The organism is Solilutibacter silvestris (assembly GCF_002895945.1).
GTDB classification, from domain to species: domain Bacteria; phylum Pseudomonadota; class Gammaproteobacteria; order Xanthomonadales; family Xanthomonadaceae; genus Solilutibacter; species Solilutibacter silvestris.
Window position 1 is genome coordinate 165,493 of record NZ_NPZB01000002.1, and the last position, 14,783, is coordinate 180,275.

Consider the following 14,783-nt stretch of genomic DNA (forward strand, 5'->3'; position numbering starts at 1 on the left):
GCGCGATAAAGCCGACTTCGTATCGTTCGGGACGCGCCCAGCCAGCGCGTGGGAGGAGCTCCGGCCATACCAGCCCGCGCGAGCCGAGGATTCAGCGCGGCAACAAATCCTGCGTGAACGCCATCGTCGCAGTCGCGCTGCCTTTGCGCGCATCGATCTTGAACTGCACGCTGGCCGGCGGCTTCGCCGACACCACCGCGATGTAGTCCGTCATTCCATTCGTGGTGATCGCCCGCAACGACAGCGGCGCAGGTGCATCCGGCAACACCGCCGACTGCGCCGTGAGCTGCACCGCATTGGCGGGGACGCCATCGCCATGACTGTCGCGCACCGTCACCAGCAGCAACAGCGCATCACCATCGACGGGAATTCCGTAACGACTCGCGGTAATCGTATTGAGCCGTGCGGTTGGCGCTGCCGAAGCATGCACCACCACGCCATCGACATTCGCTTCCGCCGATGCATTTGCATTCGCGTTCGTCGTCGCTGCGCTGGCCTGCGTGGAAGGGTGGCCGCCACTGCACGCAGCAAGTACCAGCAACGAGGTGGTTAGGAAGATGCGCGCGATCATGTCGGCTCCTCATCATTGGCTGCCGACAACTCGGCGCCACGAATGCGTGCGGCGTGGATGGCGTCTTTCACCAGTGCACGGAATCCGCCTGCTTCGAAAGTGTTGATCGCTGCTTCGGTGGTGCCCTTGGGCGAGGTCACGCGCTGGCGCAATTCCGCGGCGGTTTCGCGGCTTTCGTCGAGCATGCGTGCTGCGCCAAACAATGTCTGCGCGACCAGTACGCTCGCCTGTCCGGCGCTCAATCCTTCCGCTTCGCCGGCGGCCTGCATCGCTTCAGCGAGCAGGAACAGATAGGCCGGGCCACTGCCGGAAACAGCGGTGACCGCGTCCATCAACGCTTCGTCTTCCAGCCAGATCGTCGGGCCGGCGGCGCGCAGCAGTGCATCGGCCTGCGCGTGCTGCTCCTTCGTCACCTCCGCATTGGCGTACAACCCGGTGATGCCGGCACGCAACAATGCCGGCGTATTGGGCATTGCACGCACGATCGGCAGCGCCGTGCCGAACCAGCGTGTGAGTTGTGCGCTGGTGATGCCGGCGGCGATCGAGACCACGAGCGGGCGTCGCGTCGATGCGGTCGTTGCAAGATCGCGGCAAACCTCGGGCATTACCTGCGGCTTGACCGCCAGCATCCAGATCGCCGCATGTTTTGCCGCCGCTTCGGCGGACTCGTGCACATGCACGGCGAAATCGCGGCGTAACGCCTCGCGCAGCTCGGCCATTGGTTCGGCAACGTGGATGGAAGCGGGATCACGGCCCTGCGCAATCAATCCGCCAATCAGGCTGCGCGCCATGTTGCCGCCGCCGATGAACGCAAGAGATAAAGTGGGCATGGTGGCTCCAGTGGCTCTCAATGGTCCGAGTGTGAACGATTTTCCCGTTGCCCGAACAGCGCCGTGCCGATCCGCACCATGGTCGAACCTTCCGCGATCGCCAGTTCGGCATCGTCGCTCATGCCCAGTGAAAGCGTGTCCATGCCGGGATGCGCGACTTTCAATTGGTCGAACAACGCGCGCATGCGCCGGAACGCCGTGCGACGCACTTCAAGGTCAGGGTGAGGCGCCGGAATCGCCATCAATCCACGCAGTCTGAGGTTCGGGTGCGTGGCGATGGCCGAGCACAGCGCTTCGGCTTCATCGATGCGGCAGCCGGACTTGCTCGTTTCATCATCCACATTGACCTGCACCAGCACGTTGAGCGGCGGTAGGTCGGCCGGGCGTTCGCGGGTGAGGGCATCGACCAGTCGTTGCCGATCGACCGACTGCACCCAGTCGAAGTGGCGGGCGGCCTCGCGCGCCTTGTTGGTCTGGAGATGGCCAATCAGATGCCACTCGATGTCGCGGTCGGCCAGTTCGCGCTGCTTGGCCATGGCTTCCTGCACGTAGTTCTCGCCGAACGCCCGTTGCCCGGCGTCACGCAGGGCGGCGATAGCCGCCACCGGTTGGAATTTGCTCACCGCCAGCAGGCGCGGCAGCCGTTGCCCTTGGCGGCCTGCGGCGGCCTGCAAACTGGCGAGAAGATCGTGGTGACGCTGTTCAATTGTCGACATGTGAAGTTTTCGTCAAGACGGGGTAGCATGCCGGAAGCCGGGGCCCCGACATGGTGCCCCCATTCGCAACCTGTGGGGAATGGGATGGATATTGCCGAGCTGTTGGCGTTTTCGGTCAAGAACAAGGCGTCCGACCTGCATTTGTCGGCCGGCCTGCCGCCGATGATCCGTGTCGACGGTGACGTCCGCCGCATCAACATCCCGCCGCTGGAACACAAGCAAGTGCATGCGCTGATGTACGACATCATGTCGGACAAGCAGCGCCGCGATTACGAAGAGTTCCTCGAAACCGACTTCTCCTTCGAGATCCCGGGGCTGGCGCGTTTCCGCGTCAACGCCTTCACCCAGAACCGCGGCGCGGCCGGCGTGTTCCGCACCATTCCCTCGGAAGTGCTGAGCCTGGACCAGCTTGGTTGCCCGCCGATCTTCCGTGAACTGATCGAACAGCCGCAGGGCCTGATCCTGGTGACAGGGCCGACCGGTTCCGGCAAGTCGACGACGCTGGCGGCGATGGTCGATCACATCAACAAGAACGAATACGGCCACATCCTCTCGGTCGAGGATCCGATCGAATTCGTCCACCAGTCGCAGAAGTGCCTGATCAACCAGCGCGAAGTGCATCGTGATACCCACGGCTTCAACGAGGCGCTGCGTTCGGCGTTGCGTGAAGATCCCGACTACATCCTGGTCGGCGAGTTGCGCGATCTCGAAACCATCCGCCTGGCGCTGACCGCGGCGGAGACCGGGCACCTGGTGTTCGCCACCCTGCATACGTCCAGCGCGGCCAAGACCATCGACCGCATCATCGACGTGTTCCCCGCCGGTGAAAAACCGATGGTGCGCTCGATGCTGTCGGAATCGCTGCGTGCGGTGATCTCGCAATCGCTGTTGAAGAAAGTTGGTGGCGGGCGTGTTGCCGCGCACGAGATCATGGTCGGCGTGCCGGCCATCCGCAACCTGATCCGCGAGGACAAGGTGGCGCAGATGTACTCGTCGATCCAGACTGGCCAGGCGCAAGGCATGCAGACGCTCGACCAGTGCCTGCAGGACCTGGTCAAGCGCAACATCGTGCCGCGCATGCAAGCGCGCGAGTACGCCAAGGACAAGAAGATTTTCGATTGATGTATCCCTAGCGTCGCGCGTGAGCGCGGCGTGCCGACGGAGCTCCCCCGATGCCCACTACTCCGACCGACCTGACCAATTTCCTCCGCCTGATGGCACAGCAGCGCGCGTCCGACCTGTTCATCACTGCGGGCATGGCCCCGGCGATGAAGGTCGCCGGCAAGCTGCAGCCGGTCGGCCAGGAACCGCTGACGCCGCAGGAAAGCCGCGACCTGGTGCTGTCGGTGATGAATCCGATGCAGCGCGAGGAATTCGAGAAGACCCACGAATGCAACTTCGCGATCGGCCTGGCCGGGGTGGGGCGCTTCCGCGTGTCGTCGTTCTTCCAGCGCAACCAGGTCGGCATGGTCCTGCGCCGGATCGAGATGAAGATCCCGACCATCGAGGAACTCAACCTGCCGCCGGTGATGAAGACGCTGGCGATGACCAAGCGCGGCATCGTGCTGTTCGTTGGCGCGACCGGTTCCGGCAAATCGACGTCGCTGGCGGCGCTGGTCGGTTATCGCAACAAGAATTCCTCGGGCCACATCATCACCATCGAGGACCCGATCGAATTCGTGCATCGCCACGAGGGCTGCATCATCACCCAGCGCGAAGTGGGCGTGGACACCGACAGTTGGGAGAACGCGCTGAAGAACACCCTGCGCCAGGCCCCCGACGTCATCATGATCGGCGAAGTACGCACCCGCGAGGGCATGGATCATGCGATTGCCTTCGCCGAGACCGGCCATCTGGTGCTGTGCACCCTGCATGCCAACAACGCCAACCAGGCGATGGATCGCATCATCAACTTTTTCCCGGAAGAACGCCGCCAGCAATTGCTGATGGACCTGTCGCTGAACCTCAAGGGCGTGGTCGCGCAGCAACTGGTGCCGACGGTCGATGGCAAGGGCCGGCGCGCGGCGCTGGAAATCCTGCTCGGCACGCCGCTGGTGCAGGACTACCTGCGCGATGGCGAGATCCACAAGCTGAAGGAAGTGATGAAGGATTCGACCCAGCAGGGCATGAAGACCTTCGACCAGGCGCTGTTCGAGCTCTACCAGGGCGGCCACATTAGCTACGAGGACGCGCTGCGCTTCGCCGATTCGCAGAACGAGGTGCGCCTCAAGATCAAGCTGGCGCAGGGCGGCGATGCCAAGACGCTGGCGCAGGGGCTAGATGGAGTCGAAATCTCCGAAGTCCGCTGACCATTTGGGCGCACTGCGGCGTCATCGTCCTTGCCAAGGCTCACGGCCTTGGCGGCGTCCTCTTCCTTGCATTGCACCCAAATGGCCTAGCGGATTGCCAAGCGAGGATCAGCCCGAGGCACTAGAATGGGGCCATGCCTCGTGATATCCCGACCGGACCGAACTCGCTGGCCAATCAACTGCTGATTGCGGTGCCGGCCCTCGAAGACCCCACGTTCTGCCGTACCGTTGCGCTGATCTGCCAGCACGACCAGAACGGCGCCATGGGCATCGTGGTGAACCGGCCGTCCGACATGTTGCTGGGCGAGTTGCTGCAACAGATCCAGGTCACCACCGGCGACGAAATCCTGCGCATGCACCATGTGCTGGCCGGCGGCCCGGTGCATCCCGAGCGCGGCTTCGTGCTGCACGATGGCAAGCAGGACTGGGATTCGAGTTTCACCCTCGGCAACGGCTTGGCGCTGACCACCTCGCGCGATGTGCTGGAGTCGTTGGCATCGGGCACTGGTCCCGAGCGCGCGCTGGTGGCACTCGGTTGCGCAAGTTGGGGCCCGGGCCAGCTGGAACAGGAAATCACCGAGAACAGCTGGATCACCGTGCCGGCGGACAATGAATTGCTGTTCACCACGCCGCTGGAATCGCGCTGGCAAGCGGCGGCTGGGCGGCTCGGCGTCGATCTGATCCAGATGGCCGGTTATTCCGGCCGCGCCTGACGTGATCAGAACCGACGGCACCGTGCTCGGCTTCGATGTCGGCAAGCGCCGCATCGGTGTCGCAGTCGGCAGTGCGGTCAGCGGCGGCGCGCGGCCGATCGCGGTGGTCGATGTGCACGATGGTGTGGTCGACTGGAAAGCGGTCGACAAGCTGATTCGCGAATGGCTGCCCGACGGTCTGGTGGTGGGCGATCCGTTGACGCTGGCCGGCGAGGATCAGCCGATCCGCCAATTCGCGCAGCAGTTCGCGCGCGATGTCGCGACACGCAGCAATCGTCCGGTGGTGATGATGGACGAACGGTCGAGCTCGGTCGAGGCCGCAGGTGCGTTCGCCGAACGCCGTGCGGCTGGTGCCTCGCGCCGTCGCGATGCCGAAGTGCTCGATGCGATGGCGGCAGCGATCATCGTCGAACGCTGGATTGCCTCCCCGAATGATGCGGTTGCCGTGCCCGGAGCGACGACGTGACGATGACGGGAAAACACTTGCTGACGCTGCAAGGGATGGCGCGTACTGATCTGGATGCGCTGCTCGATCGCGCGCAGCAGTTCGCCGATGGCGCGGACGCACGCGGCCGTCTCGCCGGGATCGCGGTGTGCACCTTGTTCTTCGAGCCCTCGACGCGTACGCGCCTGAGTTTCCAGCGCGCGGCGCAGCGTCTCGGTGCCGATGTGCTGAATTTCGACGCGGCGACGTCATCGACGACCAAGGGCGAGACCGATGTCGACACCTTGCGCAACATCGAAGCGATGGGTGTGCGCGGCTTCGTCATCCGTCATCGCGAAGATGGCGCGATCGCGCGATTGTCCGAAGTGGTGCAGCCGGGAACGGTGTTGATCAATGCTGGTGACGGTCGCAGCCAGCACCCGACGCAAGGGCTGCTCGACATGCTGACCATCCGCCAGACCAAGGGCGGCGATTTCTCGAAATTGCGCATCGCCATCGTCGGTGACATCAGGCATTCGCGCGTCGCGCGCAGCGACCTGTGCGCGTTGCGTGCGCTGGGTGCGAACGACATTCGAGTATGCGCGCCGGCGTCATTGCTGCCGGATGCCGAGACTTTGCGCGGTTGCGCGGTGGTCGATGACCTTGCCGATGCGCTGTCTGGCGCCGATGTGGTGATGACGTTGCGCCTGCAGCGCGAACGCATGCAGGAAGGACTGGTGTCGTCGCTGGAGGATTACCACCGCGATTACGGCATCTCGGCGGCGCGGATGGCGTTGGCGAAGCCGGATGCGATCGTGATGCATCCGGGCCCGATGAATCGCGGTGTCGAGATCAGCGATGACGTCGCCGATGGCGCGCAGTCGTTGATCCTGCGGCAGGTGGCGAATGGCGTCGCGGTGCGGATGGCGGTGCTGGAGGCGGCGCTGGCTGGCTGATCAGCGCTTCTGCGCGAACAGCCAAGTCCACAGTTCCGGCGTCCGCGAATACGCCGGGTCCCAGCTGTTGTGGTTGGCATCAGGGAATTCGGTGTAGTGCGCGTCCGTCGCGCCGGCGGCACGGAAGGCCACGATCAGCTTGCGGTCGTCATTCGGGAGGACCTGATCATCTTTCGCGCCGTGGAAGATCCAGACCGGGGTGCGACGCAGGCGTTGCGCGATGACGGCATACGGATCGGCTTCCTTGGCCACGGCGGTGACCAGCAAGGCGCGCTCGTCACCGGGAGGCTTTACCGCGCCGCAAACCGGAACCAGTGCGGCGAAGCGCTCCGGTGCGTGCAGGGCCATTTCCCACACCCCGTAACCGCCCATCGACAGGCCCGTGAGGTAGGTGCGGTTGCGATCGCCGTGGAATTCGCGAGTTGCGGCATCGAGTTCCGCGAACACGAGATCGACGTTGTCGCTCCACTCGGTATCGTCCGGCGCTTGCGGAAACACCACGATCGCCGGGAACGTCTCCTGGTGCGCGCGGATGTAGGAACCGATGCCGACCAGAGTCGGCTTGGCGCCATCGTTGCCGCGTTCGCCCGTGCCGTGAAGGAAGACGATCACCGGGGGTTCGCCGCCACCGGCGTGCGTGGAGGGCACGAAGACCTGATAGCGGTGCTGCTTGCCGCCGATATCGATGCTGCGTTCCAGGAAGGTGCCGCCGGCACGCTTGGGTGCGCTCGCGCAGGCGCTCAACAACACGCAGGGGAGTGCGACGAGCAGGAAGACCATGAGTTTTATCGGCAATGGCATTGCGGGGCTCCGTTCGCGGGCGCAGGTGCGCGCATGGCATCGATGCAACGGTAGCAAATGGGATCAGACGCGCGCCAGAAAGGCCTGTTCTGCCGGCATTCCGTTTGCCAATTCCTGCACCAGCGCCGTCCCGACCACCGGCGTCGCACCCATCGCACGGATGCGTTCCAGCGCTTGCGGTTCCGACAAACCGAATCCCACCGCCAGCGGGCGATCGGTGATGGTGCGTAGTGCCGCGACGCGTTCGGCGATCGGGGCGAAATCATGCGTGCCTTCGCCGGTGATGCCGAGGCGGGCGACCACGTAGGCGAAACGTTGCGCGAACGGTGCGGTGGTGCCGGGATCGGGTCGTTCGGCAAGCAACTGCTGTGCGCGTTCGACCGAGGTCGTCGGCGACAGCAAAGGCACGATCGGATAGCCGGCTATGCGCAATGTGGTCTCGAACTCCGGTTCCTCGCCGAAGGGAAGATCGACGATCAGCAGTGATCGCACCGGCGTCTTCTTCAGCAGCTCGATCAGGCGATCGCTGCCGATCTGCAGCAACGGATTGAGGTAGGTGAACAGCACGACATCGGGGCTGTCGGTGATCGCTGCAAGTTGTCGCAGCACGGATTCGGCGGCAATACCGCGTTCGATCGCGCGTTGCGCCGCCGCTTGCAGCGCCGGGCCATCGGCGATCGGGTCGGAGTGGGGAACACCAACTTCGATGGTGGAAATGCCGGCGGCTTTCGCCGCGCGCAACAGTCCGGCGAGCGCATCGGCAGCGGGATCGCCGGCCATGACGAAGGGAAGCAGGCGATCCATTCAGAGCTCCAGACGCGAACGGTAGGTAGAAAGGTCCTTGTCGCCACGACCGGACAGGCCGAGCAACACGGTACGCGCGCCATCGCGGGCGAGATCGCGCAATCGCGCCAGCGCATGGCTCGACTCCAGCGCCGGCAGGATGCCTTCGAGCGAACACAGTTCCAGCGCGGCGGCGAGCGCTTCATCGTCGCTGGCACGCCACACATCGACGCGACCTTCGTCGGCCCAGGCCGCGACTTCCGGGCCGAGTGCGGGATAGTCGAGGCCCGCGCTCACCGATGCGGTTTCCGCAGTGTGGCCGGCGTCGTCCTGCAGCAGCAACGTGCGGCAACCGTGCAGCACGCCGATGCGACCGCCACCGACGCGCGCGGCGTGTTCGCCCAGCGCAGTGCCATGGCCACCGGCTTCGACCACGACGCGACGCAAGGCATCGTCAAGGAACGGCGCGATCAATCCCGAGCTGTTGCTGCCGCCACCGACGCAGGCGATTACCGCATCGGGCAGCGCTCCGCGACGTTCGATGATCTGCGCGCGCGCCTCGTTGCCGATCACGGTCTGGAAGCTGCGCACGATGGTCGGGAACGGGTGCGGGCCGAGTGCCGAACCGAGCACGTAATGGGCACGATCGCAGCGCGCAGCCCAGGCGCGCAGCGCGGCATTCACCGCTTCCTTCAACGTGCCCTGGCCACTGGTGACGGCTTCGACCGTCGCGCCGAACATGCGCATGCGCGCGACGTTGGGCGCCTGCCGTTCCATGTCGGTGCGACCCATGTAGACCGTGCAGGGCAGGCCGAGTCGTGCGCAGGCAGCGGCGGTGGCGACGCCGTGCTGGCCGGCACCGGTCTCGGCGATGACCTCGTACTTGCCCATGCGCTTAGCCAAAAGCACCTGGGCGATGGCATTGTTGATCTTGTGCGCGCCGGTGTGGCACTGGTCTTCGCGTTTGAGATAGAGATGTTCGAGTCCGACGGCTTTCGCCAGTCGCGGCGCCGGCGTCAATGCGGTCGGGCGACCGACGAAATCGCGCAACTGTTCGGTGAGTTCACGCTGGAATGCGGGATCATTGATCGCGGCGACGAACGCGCTTTCCAGTTCCAGCAGCGGCGTCATCAAGGTTTCCGGCGCATAACAGCCGCCGAAACCGGCGCGGCCGAAGCGGGTGGGGAGTTCAAAGCGGGATGGCATGGACAGCACTCGTGAATGTCTGGACTTTCAGTGGGGATTTGCGGCCGGGAGAGGCTTCGAGGCGAGATGCGGCATCGGCGCCACGGCATTGGTTGCGCTGGTCTTGCATTAACGCGTTAATGCGCTCGCGCGCGTTGCCGCCATCAAGGCCGCCAGCAAGAAGAAAGGGCCCCGGTGGCGGATGCAGTGCAGCATGCGATTGCCCGGAGCCACCATGCACGCCGGTCTGTGCTGGTGCGGTTTCCCATACGTAGAGATCGGCTTCGGCCGGCGGTTGATCGGGGGCGTCCGGCCACGGCAGCAACAATTTCAATCCGGCGGCGTGTGCATGCGTTGCTGCATTAGCGCGCTGTGATGTGGGGAGATACGGCTGCACCCAGCCGAGGCCGTTGCGCTTCGCTTCGTCGATCATCGGCCGGATGCCGTCACCGACCGCAACGAGAACACCGCGCGCGCCGATGCCCGCACTCGCGCCAGCAAGATCGGTGCAATGACGCGGACTGGCCGGATGGCGCACGAAGCCGATCAGGTCGGCGCCGGCGTCCAGCGCCATGCGCGCATCCTCGCTGGTGGTTATGCCGCAGACCTTGGCGATCATCCACGCACCTTGCATTCCTGCAGGAAGGCGGTCGGGTTATCACTGCGCATCAAGGCTTCACCGATCAATGCGGCATCGAAACCTTGTGCGAATGCGGCGTGTGCATCCTTCGGCGCCGCGAGTCCGGACTCGCGGATCAGTACCGCATCGGGGAAGGCGTCGCGTAATGGCGCAGCGGTTGGGGTGCTGATGGCGAAGCTGGCGAGGTCGCGTGCGTTGATGCCGATCAGTGCGGCGCCGCTATCACGCGCGAACGGGATCTCGGCGAGTTCGTGCAGTTCCACCAAAGGTTCAAGCCCGCGCGCGCGCGCAGCATCGGCGAAGATGGCGGTGTGCTTGCCGAGCATGCGCGCGATCAGTAGCACGGCGTCGGCCTGCGCGATCGTTGCCGCTTCATCGAGATGACGCACGTCCAGCACGAAACCCTTGTAGAGGCGTGGCATGCCGTAGCGTTGTCCAGCGCGAACTTCATCTGCGCTGCCGCGAAACAGTGCGGGCTCTGCGAGGATCGAGACCGCTGCGGCGCCGCCATCGCGATAGGCCTGCAGTTGCGTATCGAAGTCGCGACCTGCAGCAAACATGCCCAATGAAGGCGAGGCGCGCTTGAATTCGGCGATCACCGCACCGCCATGCGCAGCCTTGGCATCGCGGAGTGAGCGTTCAAAGCGACCGCTCGGCGCGCGTTGCGTTGCCGGCGCAATGACTGCATCGGTGATGCGAGCAGCCTCGCTTTCCACCACGCGTGACAGATGTGAATCCGCCGGAAGCCGCGCATCGCGCAACACATCGTGCAATGACGGCAGCACGCTCACGCCGCGATCTCCTGTGCCGGCAGCGGTGCATCGAAGCCGTTTTCCAGCACATCGCGACACTCGCGCATGGCTACCGGCAATTCCGACAACGGCGCGTTCCGCTGCAACAACAACCCGAGTCCCGCCTGCAGCGCCACTGCATCGGCGACGGCGGGACGGAAATCCGCAGAGGTCGAACCATGCAGGCAGCCACGTGCGACCGCCAGCGCTTCGGCGCGATCCTCGACACGCAAAGCATCGCGTGGTGGCGCGGCGATGCCAAGATCGCGCGGCACCAACACTTCCATCGTCAATACCTTGCCATCGCGCAGTTCCAGCACGCGGGTCGGCCCTTCGATCGACGCTTCGTCCATGCCATCACCCTGCGCGCTCTTGCCATGGATGACGAAGCCGCGTTGCAATCCGCCCTGCGCCAATGCGCCGGCCATCGGTTCCAGCAAGGTATCGCGGGCGACACCAAGCACCTGATAGGCGGGGCGCGCCGGATTCAGCAGCGGGCCAAGCAGGTTGAAGATGGTGGGAATGCCGAGGCGGCGACGGATTTCGCGCAATCGCCCGAGCAACGGGTGATAGGCCGGCGCGAAGAGGAAGGCAAAATGATGATCGTCGAGATCGCGCTTCAATTGCGATGGCGCACGCGACAGGTCATAGCCGAGCGCTTCCAGCAGATCGGCGCTGCCGCAGGTCGAAGTGGATGCGCGATTGCCATGCTTGGCGACCGGTACGCCGAGATGCGCCAGCAACAGGCCGGACAGCGTGCTGAGATTGGCCGTGGATGCACCGTCGCCGCCGGTGCCGCAAGTATCGAGCACGGCGAGATCGCCGCGATCGAACGGTTGCGCTTCAGCAAGCAATGTCGATGCGAACGCGTGCAGTTCCTCCGCACTCGGATCGCGTTGCGCAAGGAGTGCAAGACAGGCACCGACCAACAACGCGTCGGTGTCCTGGTCGACGAAGATCCGCATCAGCTCGGCGGCGGTATCGGCCGGCAGCGGGTGGATCGGATTGTGCGAAGTGAGCAGGGTCATGTGCGGAGTCCGGATAGTCGCAACACGTTGGCCAGCAGCGCCGGGCCATCGGGTGTGAGGATGCTTTCGGGATGGAATTGCACGCCCCAGCGCGGCAGCGTGCGATGCGCCATCGCCATCGGTTCGCCCGAGGTGGAGCGCGCGGTGATCTCCCATTCCTGCGGCAGGCTGGCGTCATCGACGATCAGGCTGTGATAACGACCGACCATCAACGGCTGCGGCAAACCGGCGAAGACACCAGTGCCGTCGTGTTCTACTGGCGTCGCTTCACCGTGCAGCGGTTCGCGTGCATGGGTGACGCGACCGCCACTACCTGCAGCCAACGCCTGCTGGCCGAGACAGACGCCGAATACCGGAATGTCGAGATCACTGGCGGCGATATCCATGTGGATCTTGCATTCGGTGGGATGACCCGGTCCCGGCGACAGCACGATAAATTCGGGATTGCGCGCACGCACGCCGTCGAGATCGATCTGGTCGAAACGCGCGACGTCGACTTCTTCCCCCAGCGCCTGGAACGCCTGCACGAGGTTGTAGGTGAAACTGTCCAGTGCATCGATCAGCAAAATCATTCCGCGCCCTCCAGGGCATTCAGCGAGACACCCATCGCGGCGGCGGGGGCAGCGAGTTTGTGCAGGGTTTCGAGATATTCCTTGTGCGCATCCGAGGCGCGGACGATGCCGGCGCCCGCCTGCAGCCAGGCATGTCCATTCGCGTAGACCGCGGTGCGCAGGATCAACGCACTGTCGAACGCGCCATCGGCACCGAGCTTGATCAGCGCACCGGCATAGGGACCGCGCGCGTCGCCTTCCAGCTCGGCGATGCGTTTGGCCGCACGCAGTTTCGGCGCGCCACTGACGGTGCCGGCGGGGAAGCACGAGGCGAGCACGTCGAGCGCGTCGACGTCATCGCGCAATGTCGCTTTCACCGTGGTGGTGAGATGCAAGACGTGACTGGTACGTTGCAGTGCCAGCGGTTTCTCCACGTGCACGCCACCAGGCGCGGCGCAGCGGCCGAGATCATTGCGGGCGAGATCGACCAGCATCTGGTGTTCGGCGAGTTCCTTGGGATCGTTGCGCAAAGCCTCGAATCGTGTCGCGTCTTCGGCATCGTCGTCACCGCGCGGCACGGTGCCGGCGATCGGCAGCGTTTCGGCTTCGTCACCATTCACTCGCACCAGCATTTCCGGCGAGGCGCCGGCGAGCGCGAATCCGTCCCATTCCAGCAGGAAACCGTAGGGACTGGGGTTGAGCCGACGCATGCGCCGATAGGCGGTGAGCGGCGACGGCGGCTGTTCGATGCGCAGGCGTTGGCTCGGCACCAGTTGATAGACGTCGCCGTCGTGGATCAGCGTTTGCGCGTTGTGGACATGCGCTTCGTAATCGGCGCGGCGCATGGTGGCGAAGACGCGCGGCGATCCGGCATCGTCACGCGCCAGCACTGGTTGCGTGAGAGCAAGTCGCAGGGTGAGCAGGCGTTGCCGCAGCGAAGCTTCATCCTCACCCATCACCTGTAGTTCGGCGACCTGATGGAGATGATCAAAGACCAGCGCGGCGTCGAAACGACGCGCCCACACCGTCGGCAGGCCGAGTGAATCGCGCTTGGGCAGTTGCAGCGTCGGTTCGTCGGCGATCACCGCCTCGAATCCGACATAACCGGCGATGCCGACACCGACCGGCATGCGGTCGCGGCCCGGTGGCAGTTCCGATGCGGTATCGAAGCTGCCGTCGTCCGCCAGCACCGGGTCGGCGAGATCGCGCAGCGCCTGCACCCAGCCGTGCGCGGGCGGCGACATCTTGACCTCGCCATCGCCCTGGATCAGCACGAAGCTGTGGCGACCGACGCGTTCGCCCTGGTCGGCGGACTCCAGCAGCAGGCTGGCACCGTGGGAGCGCAGCGCCAGATAGGCGGAGAGCGGGGTGATGAGATCGGCGGGGAGTCGGTGGCGGAGCAGCATTTTTGGGGTCCGGAAATGAAAAGAGCCCGGTCGTTGCGGACCGGGCTCGGGGATTCGGCAGGCAGGCGCGCTCAGGCGCCGGGCGAGTCTCCCGAGCCACGGCACCACCACCACGCGCGCGGCGTGGCAGGGAAAGCGCAGGGGGCAGGGAGATGGTGCATCGCCACATGAAACAGCATGGAGCGGGGCCGTGTCAACCGGCTGGTCGGGCGGGGGTTTGCGGCCGGACTTTGGCGCGGCCGTGTGTTCGCGGCGTCAATCGAATCTCGAACACGAAAGGCCAGCATTTGCCGGTGACGAATAGTCTGTCGTGCTTCGCATCGTAGGCGATGCCGTTGAGGACATCATTGCCGGGGTCGGGGAGGGTGGATGTGTCGAACAACCCGTCCAGATCAATCCAGCCGACGACATGCCCGCTGGCAGGATCGATGCGCGCGATGCGATTGGTGAGCCAGATGTTTGCGTAGATATCGCCCTTGACCCATTCGAGTTCATTCAAGTTGGTCACCGGCATGGAATTCCCGGTGACGTGAATGATCGATGTCACGGCAAGCGTTTTCGGATCCAGCACCTTCAGGTTGGGCGTTCCGTCGCTCATGTAGATATGGTGGGAATCCCTGGTGAGCGCCCATCCTTCGCCACGATAGGAAAAGCGCCGGGACGATGTGAAGGTGTTCAGGTCGTAAACGAGCCCGACATGATCCTGCCAGGTCAGCTGGATCAGTGCCTGCCCCCACGAGACGATTCCCTCGCCAAAAAATGATTGTGGAACTTCGGCCTGCCGGATCACCCGGCCAGTCTCCAGTTCCACCTTGCGGATACTGGATTTTCCGATGCCGCCGGTGCTCTCGTAGAGGAAGCCGTCTTCATAAAAAAGCCCCTCCGTGTAGGCCGAAGGGTCGTGCGGGTAGCGATGCACGACTTCATAGCCGTACGTGGGAATAGCGTTTTGCGCGGCCTGCGCGCATGGCATCGCGAACACGGCAAGAAGCAATCCAGCTTGAGTTCGCACCACACGATCCCGATATCAACGTCGCGGCCTCACAATATACAGACGCCCGAACGCTTGGGTATCTTCA

The 14,783-nt window shown here is 64.5% G+C and carries 17 protein-coding genes; 5 read left to right on the forward strand and 12 right to left on the reverse strand.

Annotated elements, in window-relative coordinates; all coding sequences use genetic code 11:
* Window positions 1–91 precede the first annotated feature (91 nt).
* Genes Lysil_RS08305 through Lysil_RS08315 form a run of 3 tightly spaced genes read right to left on the reverse strand, consistent with a single transcriptional unit; the run spans window position 92 to window position 2,117 of the window.
* Window positions 92–571 carry a DUF4426 domain-containing protein gene (locus tag Lysil_RS08305; protein WP_103075163.1) on the reverse strand — a complete coding sequence of 160 codons (480 nt, stop codon included), beginning with the start codon at window positions 569–571 and terminating at the stop codon, window positions 92–94.
* A complete protein-coding gene (gene proC, locus Lysil_RS08310) occupies window positions 568–1,401 on the reverse strand; it encodes a pyrroline-5-carboxylate reductase (protein ID WP_103075164.1) in 834 nt (277 codons plus the stop codon). The genes Lysil_RS08305 and proC overlap by 4 nt, the downstream gene beginning before the upstream one ends.
* A 17-nt stretch (window positions 1,402–1,418) precedes the next feature.
* On the reverse strand, window positions 1,419–2,117 hold the full coding sequence (locus tag Lysil_RS08315) for a YggS family pyridoxal phosphate-dependent enzyme (RefSeq protein WP_103075165.1): 699 nt from the start codon (window positions 2,115–2,117) through the stop codon (window positions 1,419–1,421).
* 84 nt (window positions 2,118–2,201) lie between these two features.
* Between Lysil_RS08315 and Lysil_RS08320 the strand changes: the two genes are divergently transcribed.
* The 5 genes from Lysil_RS08320 (at window position 2,202) to Lysil_RS08340 (ending at window position 6,519) form a co-directional block, all read left to right on the forward strand.
* Window positions 2,202–3,239 (forward strand): type IV pilus twitching motility protein PilT, encoded by a 1,038-nt coding sequence (locus Lysil_RS08320; RefSeq protein WP_103075166.1) that lies wholly within the window; start codon window positions 2,202–2,204, stop codon window positions 3,237–3,239.
* A gap of 50 nt (window positions 3,240–3,289) precedes the next feature.
* Complete coding sequence (locus Lysil_RS08325) at window positions 3,290–4,426, forward strand: PilT/PilU family type 4a pilus ATPase (RefSeq protein WP_103075167.1); 1,137 nt, start codon at window positions 3,290–3,292, stop codon at window positions 4,424–4,426.
* Between the two features lie 134 nt (window positions 4,427–4,560).
* Window positions 4,561–5,139 (forward strand): YqgE/AlgH family protein, encoded by a 579-nt coding sequence (locus tag Lysil_RS08330; protein ID WP_103075168.1) that lies wholly within the window; start codon window positions 4,561–4,563, stop codon window positions 5,137–5,139.
* The gene (gene ruvX, locus Lysil_RS08335; RefSeq protein WP_425477170.1) at window positions 5,123–5,605 is read left to right on the forward strand and encodes a Holliday junction resolvase RuvX; all 483 of its coding nucleotides are present in this window, start codon (window positions 5,123–5,125) and stop codon (window positions 5,603–5,605) included. The genes Lysil_RS08330 and ruvX overlap by 17 nt, the downstream gene beginning before the upstream one ends.
* Window positions 5,606–5,607: 2 nt before the next feature.
* Window positions 5,608–6,519, forward strand: a complete 912-nt coding sequence (locus Lysil_RS08340) for an aspartate carbamoyltransferase catalytic subunit (protein WP_103075169.1) — start codon at window positions 5,608–5,610, stop codon at window positions 6,517–6,519.
* Here the strand turns inward: Lysil_RS08340 and Lysil_RS08345 are convergent, their stop codons facing one another.
* From Lysil_RS08345 to Lysil_RS08385, 9 genes are all read right to left on the reverse strand, one after another.
* On the reverse strand, window positions 6,520–7,320 hold the full coding sequence (locus tag Lysil_RS08345; RefSeq protein WP_103075170.1) for a carboxylesterase family protein: 801 nt from the start codon (window positions 7,318–7,320) through the stop codon (window positions 6,520–6,522). It lies immediately after the preceding gene.
* A 63-nt stretch (window positions 7,321–7,383) separates the two neighbouring features.
* Complete coding sequence (gene trpA / locus Lysil_RS08350) at window positions 7,384–8,124, reverse strand: tryptophan synthase subunit alpha (protein ID WP_103075171.1); 741 nt, start codon at window positions 8,122–8,124, stop codon at window positions 7,384–7,386.
* Window positions 8,125–9,309 (reverse strand): tryptophan synthase subunit beta, encoded by a 1,185-nt coding sequence (gene trpB / locus Lysil_RS08355; protein ID WP_103075172.1) that lies wholly within the window; start codon window positions 9,307–9,309, stop codon window positions 8,125–8,127.
* Window positions 9,293–9,907 carry a phosphoribosylanthranilate isomerase gene (locus Lysil_RS08360; protein WP_103075173.1) on the reverse strand — a complete coding sequence of 205 codons (615 nt, stop codon included), beginning with the start codon at window positions 9,905–9,907 and terminating at the stop codon, window positions 9,293–9,295. The genes trpB and Lysil_RS08360 overlap by 17 nt, the downstream gene beginning before the upstream one ends.
* A complete protein-coding gene (locus Lysil_RS08365) occupies window positions 9,904–10,719 on the reverse strand; it encodes an indole-3-glycerol-phosphate synthase (RefSeq protein WP_165782441.1) in 816 nt (271 codons plus the stop codon). The genes Lysil_RS08360 and Lysil_RS08365 overlap by 4 nt, the downstream gene beginning before the upstream one ends.
* Complete coding sequence (gene trpD / locus Lysil_RS08370; protein WP_103075175.1) at window positions 10,716–11,747, reverse strand: anthranilate phosphoribosyltransferase; 1,032 nt, start codon at window positions 11,745–11,747, stop codon at window positions 10,716–10,718. Before trpD ends, Lysil_RS08365 begins: the two co-directional genes overlap by 4 nt.
* Complete coding sequence (locus tag Lysil_RS08375) at window positions 11,744–12,319, reverse strand: anthranilate synthase component II (protein WP_103075176.1); 576 nt, start codon at window positions 12,317–12,319, stop codon at window positions 11,744–11,746. The genes trpD and Lysil_RS08375 overlap by 4 nt, the downstream gene beginning before the upstream one ends.
* Window positions 12,316–13,704 (reverse strand): anthranilate synthase component I family protein, encoded by a 1,389-nt coding sequence (locus tag Lysil_RS08380; protein WP_103075177.1) that lies wholly within the window; start codon window positions 13,702–13,704, stop codon window positions 12,316–12,318. Before Lysil_RS08380 ends, Lysil_RS08375 begins: the two co-directional genes overlap by 4 nt.
* Before the next feature lie 193 nt (window positions 13,705–13,897).
* The gene (locus Lysil_RS08385) at window positions 13,898–14,719 is read right to left on the reverse strand and encodes a glutaminyl-peptide cyclotransferase (RefSeq protein WP_425477156.1); all 822 of its coding nucleotides are present in this window, start codon (window positions 14,717–14,719) and stop codon (window positions 13,898–13,900) included.
* Between the last annotated feature and the right edge of the window lie 64 nt (window positions 14,720–14,783).

Excerpts from the sequence above, each read along its gene's own strand:
- Lysil_RS08325 (WP_103075167.1), top strand. The coding sequence starts at position 3,290 with ATGCCCACTACTCCGACCGACCTGACCAATTTCCTCCGCCTGATGGCA.
- Lysil_RS08375 (WP_103075176.1), bottom strand. The coding sequence starts at position 12,319 with ATGATTTTGCTGATCGATGCACTGGACAGTTTCACCTACAACCTCGTG.
- Lysil_RS08315 (WP_103075165.1), bottom strand. The coding sequence starts at position 2,117 with ATGTCGACAATTGAACAGCGTCACCACGATCTTCTCGCCAGTTTGCAG.
- Lysil_RS08305 (WP_103075163.1), bottom strand. The coding sequence starts at position 571 with ATGATCGCGCGCATCTTCCTAACCACCTCGTTGCTGGTACTTGCTGCG.
- Lysil_RS08330 (WP_103075168.1), top strand. The coding sequence starts at position 4,561 with ATGCCTCGTGATATCCCGACCGGACCGAACTCGCTGGCCAATCAACTG.
- trpA (WP_103075171.1), bottom strand. The coding sequence starts at position 8,124 with ATGGATCGCCTGCTTCCCTTCGTCATGGCCGGCGATCCCGCTGCCGAT.
- Lysil_RS08360 (WP_103075173.1), bottom strand. The coding sequence starts at position 9,907 with ATGATCGCCAAGGTCTGCGGCATAACCACCAGCGAGGATGCGCGCATG.
- Lysil_RS08345 (WP_103075170.1), bottom strand. The coding sequence starts at position 7,320 with ATGCCATTGCCGATAAAACTCATGGTCTTCCTGCTCGTCGCACTCCCC.
- trpD (WP_103075175.1), bottom strand. The coding sequence starts at position 11,747 with ATGACCCTGCTCACTTCGCACAATCCGATCCACCCGCTGCCGGCCGAT.
- trpB (WP_103075172.1), bottom strand. The coding sequence starts at position 9,309 with ATGCCATCCCGCTTTGAACTCCCCACCCGCTTCGGCCGCGCCGGTTTC.
- Lysil_RS08380 (WP_103075177.1), bottom strand. The coding sequence starts at position 13,704 with ATGCTGCTCCGCCACCGACTCCCCGCCGATCTCATCACCCCGCTCTCC.
- Lysil_RS08320 (WP_103075166.1), top strand. The coding sequence starts at position 2,202 with ATGGATATTGCCGAGCTGTTGGCGTTTTCGGTCAAGAACAAGGCGTCC.
- proC (WP_103075164.1), bottom strand. The coding sequence starts at position 1,401 with ATGCCCACTTTATCTCTTGCGTTCATCGGCGGCGGCAACATGGCGCGC.
- Lysil_RS08340 (WP_103075169.1), top strand. The coding sequence starts at position 5,608 with ATGACGGGAAAACACTTGCTGACGCTGCAAGGGATGGCGCGTACTGAT.